Source organism: Chitinophaga sp. LS1 (assembly GCF_034274695.1).
Lineage (GTDB): Bacteria > Bacteroidota > Bacteroidia > Chitinophagales > Chitinophagaceae > Chitinophaga.
Map to the genome: position 1 here is coordinate 5927157 of NZ_CP128362.1, position 14931 is coordinate 5942087.

The 14931-nt window shown below is 44.6% G+C and carries 13 protein-coding genes; 7 read left to right on the forward strand and 6 right to left on the reverse strand.

Annotated elements, in window-relative coordinates:
- The first annotated feature begins 149 nt into the window (after window positions 1-149).
- The 3 genes from QQL36_RS24465 to QQL36_RS24475 all read left to right on the forward strand — a co-directional run bounded on the left by QQL36_RS24465 (window position 150) and on the right by QQL36_RS24475 (window position 4322).
- Window positions 150-2597, forward strand: a complete 2448-nt coding sequence (locus tag QQL36_RS24465; RefSeq protein ID WP_321567100.1) for an AsmA family protein — start codon at window positions 150-152, stop codon at window positions 2595-2597.
- A gap of 66 nt (window positions 2598-2663) precedes the next feature.
- Window positions 2664-3098: a hypothetical protein gene (locus QQL36_RS24470; protein WP_083723084.1), complete on the forward strand. Its 435-nt coding sequence runs from the start codon at window positions 2664-2666 to the stop codon at window positions 3096-3098.
- Window positions 3099-3428: 330 nt separating this feature from the next.
- The gene (locus QQL36_RS24475) at window positions 3429-4322 is read left to right on the forward strand and encodes a YihY/virulence factor BrkB family protein (protein ID WP_083723085.1); all 894 of its coding nucleotides are present in this window, start codon (window positions 3429-3431) and stop codon (window positions 4320-4322) included.
- Between the two features lie 112 nt (window positions 4323-4434).
- Here the strand turns inward: QQL36_RS24475 and QQL36_RS24480 are convergent, their stop codons facing one another.
- Complete coding sequence (locus tag QQL36_RS24480) at window positions 4435-4680, reverse strand: hypothetical protein (RefSeq protein WP_083723086.1); 246 nt, start codon at window positions 4678-4680, stop codon at window positions 4435-4437.
- A 417-nt stretch (window positions 4681-5097) separates the two neighbouring features.
- Between QQL36_RS24480 and QQL36_RS24485 the strand changes: the two genes are divergently transcribed.
- On the forward strand, window positions 5098-7281 hold the full coding sequence (locus tag QQL36_RS24485) for a S9 family peptidase (protein WP_321567101.1): 2184 nt from the start codon (window positions 5098-5100) through the stop codon (window positions 7279-7281).
- A gap of 8 nt (window positions 7282-7289) precedes the next feature.
- A complete protein-coding gene (locus QQL36_RS24490; protein ID WP_083723088.1) occupies window positions 7290-7694 on the forward strand; it encodes a hypothetical protein in 405 nt (134 codons plus the stop codon).
- 128 nt (window positions 7695-7822) lie between these two features.
- On the opposite strand, the gene QQL36_RS24495 is transcribed toward QQL36_RS24490, so the two are convergent.
- The 3 genes from QQL36_RS24495 to QQL36_RS24505 all read right to left on the reverse strand — a co-directional run bounded on the left by QQL36_RS24495 (window position 7823) and on the right by QQL36_RS24505 (window position 10276).
- The gene (locus QQL36_RS24495; RefSeq protein ID WP_321567102.1) at window positions 7823-8467 is read right to left on the reverse strand and encodes a VIT1/CCC1 transporter family protein; all 645 of its coding nucleotides are present in this window, start codon (window positions 8465-8467) and stop codon (window positions 7823-7825) included.
- Between the two features lie 180 nt (window positions 8468-8647).
- The gene (gene rocD / locus QQL36_RS24500; RefSeq protein WP_321567103.1) at window positions 8648-9880 is read right to left on the reverse strand and encodes an ornithine--oxo-acid transaminase; all 1233 of its coding nucleotides are present in this window, start codon (window positions 9878-9880) and stop codon (window positions 8648-8650) included.
- A gap of 138 nt (window positions 9881-10018) precedes the next feature.
- Window positions 10019-10276: an acyl-CoA-binding protein gene (locus tag QQL36_RS24505; RefSeq protein ID WP_083723091.1), complete on the reverse strand. Its 258-nt coding sequence runs from the start codon at window positions 10274-10276 to the stop codon at window positions 10019-10021.
- A gap of 132 nt (window positions 10277-10408) precedes the next feature.
- Here QQL36_RS24505 and lepA point away from each other — a divergent pair, with 132 nt between their 5' ends.
- Entirely contained in the window at window positions 10409-12199 is a 1791-nt protein-coding gene (gene lepA, locus QQL36_RS24510) for a translation elongation factor 4 (RefSeq protein WP_083723092.1), read from the forward strand.
- 223 nt (window positions 12200-12422) lie between these two features.
- Here the strand turns inward: lepA and QQL36_RS24515 are convergent, their stop codons facing one another.
- The gene (locus QQL36_RS24515) at window positions 12423-13019 is read right to left on the reverse strand and encodes a SoxR reducing system RseC family protein (protein ID WP_083723093.1); all 597 of its coding nucleotides are present in this window, start codon (window positions 13017-13019) and stop codon (window positions 12423-12425) included.
- A gap of 212 nt (window positions 13020-13231) precedes the next feature.
- Window positions 13232-14449 carry a mannose-6-phosphate isomerase, class I gene (gene manA, locus QQL36_RS24520; protein WP_321567104.1) on the reverse strand — a complete coding sequence of 406 codons (1218 nt, stop codon included), beginning with the start codon at window positions 14447-14449 and terminating at the stop codon, window positions 13232-13234.
- A gap of 16 nt (window positions 14450-14465) precedes the next feature.
- Here manA and QQL36_RS24525 point away from each other — a divergent pair, with 16 nt between their 5' ends.
- Entirely contained in the window at window positions 14466-14891 is a 426-nt protein-coding gene (locus tag QQL36_RS24525; RefSeq protein ID WP_143708845.1) for a YraN family protein, read from the forward strand.
- The last annotated feature ends 40 nt before the right edge of the window (window positions 14892-14931 follow it).

Here is a 14931-nt window from a genome sequence, read left to right on the forward strand (position 1 = left end):
ATAGAGGAAACAGAATTGGCCACAATGGATTTCCGGATTAGCTTAGGAGGCGAAATTGCCCGGCAGACAGGGCTTTTAACTAAATAGTATTGGTAAAGAATTCAATGAAGCAGTCTGGTTGGCATTTTTTTTCGTATATTAAAGAATATATGCGCAAATGGCTTCGTATAACCATCATTGTTTTCAGTGGCCTCATAGGTCTGTTGCTATTGCTTTGGCTGGCCGTTGCAGCTTATATTTATACGCATAAGGCGTATATTTTAAAGCAAATCAGTGACCAGCTGAACGATCGCCTCCACGGGGGAGTGCTGTCCATTGGAGATATGGAACCTTCACTCGTACAAAGTTTCCCTGATGTATCAGTTTCATTAAATGACGTCAGTGTGAAGGATAGTCTCTTTGCACAGCACAATCATGAACTGGTAAAGGTGTCTCGTCTTTTTGTACAGGTAAATACCCTCGCGTTGCTGAGAAAACAACTCGATATTAAACAGATCAGTCTTAAAAAAGGAACAATCTATTTATATACTGATAGTACAGGTTACTCCAATGCCAGTGTACTAAAGAAAAAAGACGAAACGGTAAAGACCTCTAAAGGTAGCAGTACGAATACAGACATTACCCGTCTGAATTTAGAGAATGTAAGACTGGTGCTGGATAATCAGCTCAAAGGCAAATCTTTTGACTTCGATATCGCCCGTCTGAAGGGGAGTATGCTCACCAACGATTCCGGCTGGACCGCTAATGTGGATATGAATCTGAAGGTGAACTCTTTTGCTTTTAATACAGACAGGGGAAGTTTCTTAAAAGGTAAAGACCTATCTACAGATTTGGAATTACATTTCAATACAAAGAAAAAAGTATTGGATATTCCTCAGCAAATACTGCGGATAGATGATCAACAGGACCTGAATGTAGGTGCGAATTTTTCATTTGGCGATGATAAAGCTTTCACGATCCATATCATAGCAGAGAAACTATCTCTGGCGCATGTCGCCACCATGCTCACACCGAATATCAAAGAAAGGCTGGACAGCATTCATATGGAAAAGCCACTGGATGCAGAATGTGTGATAAAAGGTGGGTTGGCAGAAAAAGGAACTCCGCTACTGAAAGTGATCTGGAAAACAACCAATAACAATGTCACTACCAAAGGGCTGGAATTAACGGAATGTAGTTTCGGTGGTAGTTACAGCAATGATTGGATACCGGGCAATGGGCATGGAGATGATAATTCTATTATTAGTTTATACGACCTGAATACCCGCTGCTTCAGTATTCCGGTGACAGCAGATACTGTACATATTTCCAATCTGCAACACCCGGCGCTGACCGGTTATTTCCGGGCTAACTTTCCCCTGACCGATCTCAATGCTGACGGGGTTTTCAATTTTACCAGCGGTACAGCGAAAGCGAACCTCTTTTACAGGGGTGGCATCACTGCCGGCGATACTATTAAACCTTTCCTGAAGGGAACTGTAGAAGTATTACACGGTGCCCTGGCCTACATTCCGCGTAACCTGCAGTTTACTGATTGCAATGCCAGGCTGGATTTTACCGGGCAGGACCTTTATCTTAAAAATATCAGTGTGCAAACTGCCCAAAGCAAACTCTTTATGGAGGGCAGTGTGCTGAATATAACCAATCTCTTTTTTACTGCTCCTGAAAAGTTACAGCTCGACTGGAAAGTACGTAGTCCTATCGTGGACCTGAATGAATTCCGGGGTTTCCTGGCGCGGCGAAACAAGGTGGTACAAACCAAGGCGGCTGCGCGGAAAAAGATGACCCGCATCACCAGTCAGCTGGATGTGATGCTGAATGCCTGTAATGTGAACCTGAATGTACTGGTGGATAAGTTAATCTACCAGCGCTTCATAGCTCAACAGGTAAAAGCGGACCTTTCATTGACCCAAACTGATATTAAACTCAATCAGATCTCCCTGTCTCACGCCGGGGGATCCATCCGGCTGAGCGGAGACATTCGCCAGGATGGGAACAATAACCGTTTTAAGATCAATACAGATATTAACAACGTACACATAGATCAGTTGTTTTACGCTTTTGATGATTTCGGTATGCAGACCTTAAATTCGAAAAACCTGAGAGGGATCCTGACTGCGAAAGCGAACCTTTCCGGAAATATATTTGACAATGGGAAAGTTGCTCCCAAATCCCTGTATGGTACTATGGGCTTTGAATTGAAACAGGGTGCGCTGGTGCATGTTTCGCTGCTGGAAGATATCGGCAATATCGCTTTCAGAAAGCGCGACATGGGCAATATCACTTTTGAAAATGTAAAAAATAACTTCACCATACAAGGAGACAAGGTGCTTGTACCACCCATGCAAATTAATTCCAGTGTACTTTACATGGACGTTTCAGGGGTTTACGGCATGACTTCCGGTACGGACCTTTACATAGATGTGCCGCTGCGCAATCCCAAAAAAGACGAAGGCATAGATGACAAGGAACTAAAAATTAGACGGAGAACCAAAGGGATCGTGGTGCATCTACACGCTACAGACGATGGGAATGGCAAAGTGAAAATAAAATTAGCGAGTAAGAAGAAAGATGAGGCTAAGGATGTAACAAATTAGGGATAGCCGGCGTTTGAGGGAAGGGAAAATAAACTATTTTTGCGGCCTTAATTATTTTTAACATCCATGAGGAAACTACTGCCAATCGTTTTGCTGGCTATGATGATAGCCTGTAAGAAAAATGATGATACCAGAACGTCTATCAAATATACGGGCAAATGGTTCATTACGCAAACGGTAAGTAAGCAGTATTACACGGATACCAATGGGGATACTGTTTTCTATCGTAATGAAACCAGCACGTATGCAGATAGTACTGCCTACCTGGAAATCAAGCTGACAGATTATACGACGGGTAAGGCTGTTCTGTATATGAATAACCAGCTGGATTCTTTGAGTTATGAGTATATGACGCAGGAGTATTTCAAGCTGGATAGTACGTTGTGTGTGGTGACTTCATTGAGTGATTCTGCTTTTCAGTTTAATACGTTGTCTTATGAAGGGGATGTGATACCGGATAGGGTGTTGGTTTCGCAGGATTACTTTATTATGAAGAAATAGGATGGTGGTAGAAGTGGATTTCTATTATACTGGCAGGAGAGGAGATTTTAGGCTGGATAGTTGGCTGGTTGAATAGGATTTCTATTATACTGGCAGGTGATGAGGATTTTAGGCTGGATAGTTGGCTGGTTGAGTAGGATTTCTATTATACTGGCAGGTGATGAGATTTTAGGCTGGATAGTTGGCTGGTAGAAGCGGATTTCTATTATAATGGCAGGTGATTGGTCTGTGATACCAGCTATGAATTTTTATACCAAGCAAATAAACGAATGATGGGAGAGGATAAAGGGCATGATTTTTTATGCTTTTAACCTGACCATATGATTCCCGATGTCAAGAGACTTTTTTAGCACATTCCGGACTGCGTTCCGGACTTTACAAAGTAACGACCCACTGAGGCTGGCAGGCGCGACCGCGTTCTTTGCCAGTTTTGCGCTACCTCCTATTTTATTAATTCTCCTGCAGGTGATGGGCCTGTTATTCGATCGGAAACATTTGGGCAAGCAGTTATTTCAGCGCCTGGGTGAGCTGGTGGGGACGGACAGTGCGGAACAGGTGATCGTGACCCTGAGGGGGTTCCGCAACCTTGGTAAAACCTGGCCGGTGGCGACATTGCTGTTTATATTCCTGTTGTTTGTTGCGACTACCTTATTGAAAGTGATTCGTAGTTCCCTCAATCAGTTGTGGCAGATCCGCCTGCCTGAGCGGGAGGGTTTTGTAATGTCATTGATGGGGAGGTTACGTTCCCTGATTGTGATTGGAGCAGCGGGTATTCTGCTCCTTGCCAGTGTACTGACAGAGAGTGCACATGCCTTTGTGGGCAGTTATATCCATGACCTTTTTCCCAATGCAGACCTGATCTTCAACGAAGTATTCGGACAGCTGGTATCGCTGTGTATTGTCACTGCCTGGTTTGCGGTTTTGTTCCGTTACCTGCCTGATGCCCGGCCTGACTGGAAAGTGGCTTTTTCCGGAGCGTTCCTTACGGGGATACTGTTCGGAATTGGCAAATTTGCATTGAGAAGGTTACTGTACGGAGGAAATATAGGAATTTTATACGGCGCCTCAGCTTCAGCTGTATTATTGATGCTGTTCATCTTTTACAGTTCTATTATCTTCTACTATGGGGCAGCATTTACAAAAGCCTGGAGTGAGTTTAAACAACGACCCATTCAGCCTTTGCGAAATGCTACGTTTTACGAACTTGCGGATGTAGAAGTGTGAAAAGATGTTATTTGAGTTTTTTGCAGGGCAATCACTGTATAAGTACTATTGATATGATAACCTCCCGGTAGTACAGCATGTGAAGTGTTGTATTTTATTACAAGTGCAACACTTACGCCTCACCTCTCAGTACCATTTCAATATGCTCCTTCACAGGATTACTAAATCCTTCAACTTCAATTTTTGGATGCTGGTCAAGATTGATCTTAATCCTTCCATTTTCGTTTACCAAAGTGTCGGAAAAGGGCTCCAGTAATGCATGCATTTGTCTTACGCCCATTTGTGCAAGCTGGTTCATGACAGCATCTTCCAGTTGATGGAATTCACGGTTTTTGTAAGAATAGATAACCTGGATCATAGTGTTTAAGATTTTCAAAGGATGATAAAATAATTAATGACTTCTTCTTTCTTCTTAATGTTGGGTACATGACTATCCCCGTTTACAAAGGATAATAAAAAGTTTTCATTGGATGATTTATATTATATGTCCCCATTGAATGGCAAAAATCAAACCATGTTGGAATGCCTGTGTAAATATATAAATTTTATTAATAACTAGTTGTATTTCACTTTTATAAAACTTTTCCACAATCTGTTATCCATAAGTGAAATTTAGCTCTCAAAGGAGGGGTAAAATAGCTTTCCATCTATGAAAATGATTCCTTTTATTAAGGCGATGCTTTTAGCCGGCAATCCGTAAGAATGCATTGATTCTGGTATGGATGGCATCAATATAAATCTGAATATCGTTATCTTGCCGCCTCAAACATAGCAGATGCGCAAACTTCGTTACACAAATCTATTCCTGGTGCTGACCTGCCTCACAGCTGTCACAGCAGTGGCGCAGCCCGGGCAATCAACAAAATGGAGCCGTGACGGGCAATATATCTATCAGCCATCTACCAGTTCTATCGTTGCGGTAAAACTCTCGGACGGTTCCCAGTCAGAAAAAATCCCTGCCCGATTATTAACCCAGGGCGGTTACCCACTCAGGATCCGCGATTTTGACTTCTCTGCTGATGAAAAGAAACTCCTTATTTACACCAATGCCAAACGTGTATGGCGCTACGATACCCGCGGCGACTATTATGTACTGGACCTCAGCAACAATAGTCTGAAGAAAGTGGGCACAGGTTTGCCAGAATCTTCATTGATGTTCGCCAAACTTTCTCCTGATGCAAAGCAGGTTGCCTATGTAAGTGGTCATAACCTGTATGTAGAAGATATCGCTACCGGCAAGCGCAAAGCCCTCACTACCGACGGAACCCGCCGCCTGATCAATGGTACTTTCGACTGGGCATACGAAGAGGAATTTAGCTGCCGCGATGGTTTTCGCTGGAGTCCTGATAGTAAGTCCATCGCCTACTGGCAGATCGACGCGACCAGGATCAGGGACTTCCTTATGATCGATAATACAGACTCTATTTATTCATATACCATTCCGGTAGAATATCCAAAGGCAGGCGAAAGTCCTTCTGCCTGTCGTGTTGGTGTAGTAGATATTGTCACCGCAAAGACCACCTGGCTGCAGGTGCCCGGCGATGCGCAACAACACTACATTCCCCGTATGGAATGGGTGCCTGGCAAAAATGAGCTCATCCTGCAACAGCTGAACCGCAAGCAGAATGAAAGCATCCTATTCCTCGCTAACGCTGCTACCGGCAAAGCCACATCTTTCTATAAAGAAAACGACTCTGCCTGGATCGATGTAAAATCCCGCTGGGATGATCGCGATATCAGTGGCTGGGACTGGTTGTCCAACGGACAATCTTTTGTATGGGTAAGTGAAAAAGACGGTTGGCGTCACCTCTACAAGGTAGACCTGAAAGGGAAAGAGCAACTGATCACTCCGGGTAACTACGATGTGATTAACCTGCTGAAAGTAGATGAAGCCCACAAAGTGGCCTACATCCTCGCATCTCCTGACAATGCTACCCAGCAGTACCTGTACAAGGTATCGCTGGATGGTAAAGGTGCACCAGAAAGGATCTCTCCGTTGTCTGAAGAAGGTATGCATACTTATGAAGTCTCTCCTGATGCACAATATGCATTACATGGTTTCTCAAACCACTTCTATCGTAACCAGGAAGAAGTGGTGAAACTGGCCACACACAATACCGGTGAAGGAGAAACAATCTATAAAGATATTATCAGCTCACGTCGTATCAATAAACAGGAGTTCTTCAATGTCACTACCGAAGATGGCGTGACGATGACCGGTTGGATGGCGAAGCCTAACAACTTTGACTCTACGAAAAAATATCCTGTTGTATTTTATGTATACGGTGAACCGGCTGGTGCTACTACGCTGGATCAATATGGTGCGGGTTACAATCACCTGTACAATGGCGATATGGCGGCAGATGGTTACATCTATGTGTCTATGGACAACAGGGGTACTCCTCAACCAAAAGGCAGAACCTGGCGCAAGTCAATCTATCGTAAGGTCGGTATGCTGAATGCCCGGGATCAGGCCATGGGAGCGAAGGAGTTGTTCAAAGAACACCGTTATATGGACACTTCCCGTGTAGCCGTATGGGGTTGGAGTGGTGGTGGTTCAATGACACTGAACCTCATGTTCCAGTATCCTGAAATTTATAAAACAGGTATCGCGATTGCGGCAGTTGGTAATCAGCTGACTTACGATAATATTTACCAGGAGCGTTACATGGGATTGCCTGAAGAAAACAGGGAAGATTTTGTAAAGGGATCACCAATCACCTATGCGAAAAACCTGCGTGGTAACCTGTTGTATATACATGGTACAGGTGATGACAACGTACATTATCAAAATGCGGAGATGCTGCTGAATGAGCTGATCAAATACGATAAGATCTTCCAGTTCATGGCGTATCCAAATCGTACGCATGGTATCAGTGAAGGGGAAGGTACCAGAAGACATTTATCTACTTTGTATACTAATTATTTGAAAGAACATTGTGCGCCGGGCGCCAGGTAATTTAATTTATGTCAAGAAGTAAAATCTTTGGACTGTTATCAGTCGTTGTCGTTATTGTGTGCACATTCCTGCCATGGATCACAGTTGTGGGGGAGGGCAAGGAACTTGTTTTTACCGGGTTGCGGACCTATGGTTCTAATTTCGGTGAGCCGGGGAAAGTGAATGTTTTCTTTGCGGTGGTGATAGGGATATTGTTTATGATAAAGGGGAAAATGCCTCCAAGGTTCAATTTGTTTTTGGCGGCGTTTCTGGCGGCATGGACGTTTAGGAACCTGTTGTTGTTTAGCCGGTGTGAGATGGGGGTGTGTCCGGACAGGCATATTGCTTTGTTCCTGTGTTTTGTAGCGGCATTGGGAGCGTTTGTCTGTGTGTTGTTTACCACTGATGGGAAGGCGGAAAAGAAAGATGCTTAGGTAAAGCTTTAGTGAAGGCCCCAAATTATCGGCAGGGAATTCCGATTAAAAGAAAGATTCATATTGGTATCGGTAACGGAATTATCGTAGTAGATTATTTCCGTTACCGATACCATTGAAATCAAAGACTAGCGGAAGATCATGGCCATGATCCATGCGCCAAAATACACTGCACTTGTGTAGCCGATATTCCGTAAGATAACTGGCAATGCCGGCTGGCTGGTCATTTTGGACTTTATAAAACTAAATACTATCATCAGTACGAAACAGAAAGTAACACTGTTCTGTGCTGCCCGATAGAAATTCTCATTTTTCAGATAAGGCAGCAGGGGCAGAATACCTCCAACCAGAAAGAAGACCCCTGTAATCACTGCACTCAGCAGTGCACGTCCCAGATTGAAATGGGTCACTTGCACCTGTTCCTCCTGTAAAGTATTTTCCCAGTCATTTGCATCTTTTTCCATTTCGCTGGCAATGTCGGCGATGATGTGATGGCCTATTTCCAGGTCTTCCAGTTTCTGGCGCTCTTCGGCAGAGAGGGTGCCAACGTCATGCTGGGTGTCGCCTTTGTTAGCATAAAAAGCAGTGATCATTACGAGTAGACTGCCAACGAGCCAGATCAGGGTATTGATGGTATAGAATCGCTGTATAGTAATGTTCAGGTCGTGTGACAGGAAGGTGGTGAAAAACAGTAATAGCAGGCCTTCCGGAAAGCCGATGATGAAATCCGTTTTCCAACCGGTGCTTCGGATAGTTTTAATATTTTCGGACATGCAGTTATGTAGGATTGTAGATGAGTCGTTTGCTACCATGCCTGATGGTATTATTTCAGGAGCATGACTTAATGAAATAAGTTATCAAGGAATGTGCCTGACGTTATGAAATCTCAGGAACCCACCTGATTTTATAATCATGGTGGAAGTAAACCTTATCCTTCCTCATTCACTCAGCTCCTATAAGATTTCCAGGCTCTTACCGATGATCTCCACGCTTTCCATGACCTGTGCGGCGGTAATCAACAAAGGCGGTGCAAACCGAATCTTATCTCCATGAGTTGGTTTTGCCAGCAAGCCATTCTCTTTCAGCGTCAGGCATAGATCCCATGCAGCTTCCGGATTTGGATGATTGATGACAATGGCATTTAGGAGACCTTTCCCCCTGATAGTTCCGATATGTGGGGAGGCCAATGCGGCCAGTTCCGTTCTTAACAATTCTCCCATGGCAGCGGCATTCTCCGCCATATTTTCCGTTTTGAGCACGGTAAGGGCAGCGATCGCTACTTTACAGGCAAGAGGGTTACCGCCATAGGTACTACCATGCTCTCCTGGTTTAATAGTCAACATGATCTCATCATTGGCCAGTACGGCAGCTACGGGCAATAAACCTCCGGAAAGGGCTTTGCCAAGAATGAGGATATCCGGATGTACATTTTCATGATCACAAGCCAGCATTTTGCCGGTTCGGGCAAGGCCGGTCTGGATTTCATCGGCAATAAAGAGCACCTGGGCATCTTCGCAGTACTGGCGGGCTTTGGAAAGGTAGCCTTCATCAGGTACTACTACACCTGCTTCACCCTGGATGGGTTCTAATAAGAATCCAGCCACGTTTTTATCCTGCAGCGCTTTTTCAAGAGCAGGCAGGTTATTATATGGAATCACTTCATAGCCGGGCATGAAGGGACCAAAGTCTGTACGCGAACCGGGATCAGTGCTGAAAGAAATGACATTCAGGGTACGGCCGTGGAAATTGTTGGCACATACGATGATCTTTGCTTTGTTTACAGGAATGCCTTTTACGACATATCCCCAGCGGCGGGTCAGCTTGAGGGCTGTTTCGACAGCTTCCACCCCCGTGTTCATGGGGAGGACTTTGTCATAGCCAAAGTAGTTGGTGATAAATGCTGCATATTCACCCAGCACGTCATTGTGAAAGGCACGGGAGGTCAGGGTCAGTTTCTGCGCCTGATCAATGAGTGCCTGTACAAGTATCGGGTGGCAGTGCCCCTGGTTGACAGCGGAGTAGCCGGAGAGGAAATCATAATATCTTTTTCCGTCTACATCGTAGAGGAATACGCCTTCGCCGCGATCCAGTACCACAGGTAGCGGGTGGTAATTGTGTGCGCCGTATTGTTCTTCCAGGTCCAGGTAATGCCGGGTCTTTTCACTTATCTTGAATGATTGTAACATACATTACAAAAGTACGGTTTATAGAGAAGGGTTGGCGAAAAAATCGCTGCAACCTTTGGCAGAAGCGATTTTTTTCGCGGTGCGCATTGGCCTGCGACCGGCTAAAGTCAAATAAAGTGGCTGGCTAAAAAGCGGCTATTAGTTTTTGAGTTTTGTTACCAATTGGATGTATTCTTCCATAGCGGCATCTGAAGTTTTTCCTCTCAATTCCTCCCATGCCTGATACTTTGCTTTTGCGACAAAGTCAAAAGGGTTTGCTGGTGGCTCAGCCGTATTATCGCCCTCCGTTGCCTGCTTATATAGGGAATATAATTGTAATAATACCTCATTGGAGGGCTTTTCAGACAATGTTTTGCTGTCGGCAACGGCGGTTTCGAATTGTGCTTTGAGGTCCATATTATATGTTTGTATTAAATATAGCCAAAATAGTATGAAATACCCGGGCCCGACATATTCAGGAATAGCAAAATTTAAATACCTTTGCGGCTTGACGCGGGGCGGAAGAAACGTCTTGTTTTATAAGCATATATGAAGAATATCAGGAATTTTTGCATCATTGCGCACATTGACCACGGTAAAAGTACATTGGCCGACAGGCTATTAGAGCATACCAAGACCATTTCCGAAAGGGATATGCAGGCGCAGGTCCTGGATGATATGGATCTCGAAAGAGAAAAGGGTATTACTATTAAGAGTCATGCCATCCAGATGAACTATACGTCCAATGGACAGCAATATGTATTTAACCTCATTGATACCCCCGGTCACGTGGACTTCTCTTACGAAGTATCCCGCGCACTGGCTGCCTGCGAAGGCGCTCTGTTGCTCGTAGACGCTGCCCAGGGTATTCAGGCACAGACTATCTCTAACCTGTATCTGGCACTGGAAAACGACCTGGAAATCATCCCGGTTATTAATAAAATCGATATGGAAGGGGCTATGATCCCCGAAGTAAAGGACCAGATCATCGAGCTGATCGGCTGTAAGGAAGAAGAAATTCTACTGGCCTCCGGTAAGTCCGGTATCGGTATCGAAGAAATTCTGCAGGCCATCGTAACCCGTATTCCAGCTCCGAAAGGCAATCCGGAAGCTCCGTTACAGGCGCTGATCTTTGATAGCGTGTTCAACTCCTTCCGTGGTATCATTGCTTATTATAGAATTTATAACGGAATCATCAAGAAAGGTGAGAAAATCCGTTTCGTAAATACCGGTCAGGAATACTTTGCCGATGAGGTAGGTGTACTGAAACTGGGCCTTTCTCCTCAAAAGGAAGTGAAAACAGGTGATGTGGGTTATATCATCACCGGTATTAAGAACGCCAAAGAGGTAAAGGTGGGTGATACCATCACCAGCATGGCAAACCCTTCCCTCGAAAGTATCAAAGGTTTCGAGGAAGTAAAGCCAATGGTATTTGCCGGTATTTTCCCGGTAAACACTGAAGACTTCGAAGAGCTGCGTGACTGTATGGAGAAACTGCAGCTAAACGATGCTTCCCTGACTTTCGAACTGGAAACATCCCAGGCGCTGGGCTTTGGTTTCCGATGCGGATTCCTGGGTATGCTGCATATGGAGATCATCCAGGAAAGGCTGGAAAGAGAGTTTAACCAAACGGTGATCACTACCGTACCGAACGTAAGCTTTATTGCGTATACGACCAGGAACGAAGTGATCCAGGTAAACAACCCTTCCGAAATGCCTGATCCAAGCCGTATTGAAAGGATTGAAGAGCCTTTCATCCGTGCACAGATCATTACAAAACCAGATTATATTGGTAATATCATGACCCTCTGTCTGGGTAAGAGAGGTTTGCTCATCAATCAGAGTTACCTGACGCCTAGCCGTGTAGAGCTGATCTTTGAACTGCCACTAACAGAAATCGTGTTTGACTTCTATGATAAGCTGAAGAGCCAGACCCGTGGTTATGCATCATTTGATTATACTCCAATCGGAATGAGGGATTCTGATATTGCGAAGATGGATATCCTGTTGAATGGTGATAAAGTAGATGCGCTGAGTGCGTTGATTCACCGTGGCCGTGCACAGGATTTTGGTCGTAAGTTGTGTGAAAAGCTGAGAGAATTGCTGCCACGTCAGCAGTTTATGATTGCGATTCAGGCGGCGATCGGTGCGAAGATCCTGGCGCGTGAAACGATCAGTGCGATGCGTAAAGATGTGACTGCGAAGTGTTATGGTGGTGATATCTCACGTAAGCGTAAGTTGTTGGAGAAACAGAAGGAAGGTAAGAAGAGAATGAGACAGATCGGAAACGTAGAGGTGCCACAGGAAGCATTCCTGGCGGTGTTGAAACTGGATGACTAAGTGAGTCTCCTAAAATAGGTATTAAAATAATTGATAGGCTGTGTTGTTGCAACACAGCCTATTTAATTTGTACGAAAACAAGTCTTTTGACAGATTAAATGCTGTTTTTTAAAGGCATAAAAAAAGCCGGTAACGAATGTCGCTACCGGCTTTTTTCTCTGAAAATGGTTTTCATCCCTGTTGGTGAATAACCTCTTTCATGAATGTTTTATAAGCATATCTTTTAAGCTAATTGCTGTTTCTTCGGTTGGAACGAAATCTGTTTGATCAGCGACAATGCACCAAACAGTACTGCACTAAAGAATACGTTTCCAAGAATGCCATTCAGGGCAAAGCTGCTGAACAGGTCACCTTCTTTGTAAAAAGGAATACCAGCTGCGTAGCAGGCGATGAGGCCACTGAGTGTATGCGGATACAGATTAGTAGTGAGGAAAGTACCAAGGTTGGTGATCATGAAGAACACCACACCGCTGCCGATGCTGGCAATCAGAATGGTGAGTGCATCTGCCTTTTTGATACGGGTGGCGATCCAGGTGATAAACAGGAATGCACCATATACAAAGAACAGTTGGCCTATGTAAGCGCCATAGAAGGTCTGTACATTGGTAAAGAACTGGAGGAAAAGATCACTCAGGAAAAGGGTGAGGACCGGTAAAAGATAAGCCAGGCGTTTATTGCGGATCATCATACCACCAAAAAGAGCGGCGGCGCCGATTGCGTTAAAGTTCCATAACTGAAGATTGTTGGTGATGACACGGCTGATGATAGCCAGGAAGATCAGCACAGCGATCATAATATTTTCACGGGTATCCTTCTTCATTTGATCAGTTTATTTGTGCAAAGATAGGGAAACAAGCGAAAAAATCGCTTCCACCTTTGGCAGAAGCGATTTTTTCGTATGGGTTGGCCTGTGGCCGGCTGGAAAAACGTTTATTAACGATTAGGGAAGCTGGCATACGGTCGGCCAGGAAAACGTTTATTAGTGATTAAGTTGGAAGGCCGGTATCTGTTATGCCGGAATGCCAATATCTATTATGCCGGAACGCCAGCTTTGTAAATAACAACTCCATCTTTAGATTCAATCTGGTAAGTGGTATCATACAATGCTACAACAGACTGACCTTTCACCACTGGCAGGTTCACACCACCTTCACCGGTAACGGTCGCATTGCCCTGCAGCACCAGCAGAATTTCTGTAGAAGTGGTATGCTGCTCATATTTCTGACCCGCTTTCAGCCCGATACGGCTTACCACGAAGTCAGGAGCTGGACTGGCATAAATACTTTCCATACCGCCCTTTACTGCATCTCCTTTCAGGATCTTAGGATGTACTGCTTCGAAACGGGTATGTTTCAGCAATTCAGGTACATCAATATGTTTAGGTGTCAGCCCACCACGCAGCACATTGTCAGAATTTGCCATCAGTTCCACATTCTGGCCTTCGAGGTAAGCGTGAGGAATACCTGCATCCTGGAATACTGCATCGCCTTCATGTACTTCCATAATATTAAAGAAGTAAATAGAGAAGATTCCTCTATCCAGTCTTTCGAGGCCCTGAGGATCATTTGCGATGGCACGACCTGTCCAGAAAGCAGGATCTGATTTGTGCAGGGTACCTGCCTGGTAAGCAGGCAATACTCTTTCTGCCAGCGGACGAAGGAATTTGTTCACTTCTTCCTGTGGCAGTTCCATCACTGCTTTGTACAGCCCATAATAACCTTCTTTTTCGAAGATAGGTGCGAGAGTAGCAAATTCAGGTACGGTAGTCAGTACATTCTTCAGTTTATCTTCAGGCAGGAAGCCATGGAGCAGCCAGAATTCGCTGAGGGCTACCATGATTTCAGGCTTGTGGTTGGCATCTTTATAATTACGGTGCGATGCGTTCAAAGGAATACCAGCTTCGTTTTCACGGGCAAACCCTTTTTCAGCTTCTACTTTGGTAGGATGCACCTGGATAGATAACATGTCTTTTACGTCGAGGATTTTGAACAGGAAAGGCAGTTCACCGAAGCGATCCCATACTTTCTGGCCCAGGGCAGCGGTAGGATTGGCTTTGATCAGTTGGTCGAGTGCAGTGGTCTGACCGTCTGTATCAATTTTTGAAGGTGCGCTTTGGTGTGCACCCATCCAGTATTCCGCGCTGGGATTGTTTGTTTCGGGGATGCCCAGGAGGGATGGGATATAGTGGAATCCTCCCCATGCATAATTTTGAACCTTACCTTCCAGTCTGAATAGTTTCTTCTCACTCATACGTTATGCGTTATAATTGTTTATTTTCAATAACAGTGAACCTAAAAAATTTCCCCAAAGGAAGTTAAAAAATATTCAAAATCCAATGTTAACCTACCTTGATTTAGGTAAAAAAGGCGAGGAAATTGCGAGGGCGCATTTTTTAGCACAGGATTATATCATTTTGCATGCCAATTGGAAGTTGGGGCGGAAGGAGATTGATTTGATTGTAAGGAAGGGGGATTGTTTGGTTTTTGTGGAGGTGAAGACGTTGGCTTCTGATATTTGGGGTTTTCCTGAGAAGAATGTGACTGAGAGGAAGATCAGGCATATTCGGGCGGTAGCGAATGGGTATATGGATAGGATGAGGGAATTACCGAAACGGATAAGATTTGATATTGTGGCGATTACTTTTAGGAGGGATGGGAGTCATGAGTTGGTGCATTTTGAGGATTGTTTTTGAGGGGTGGGGGTGAAGGTGGTTTTTAAAAAAGGACCACAAA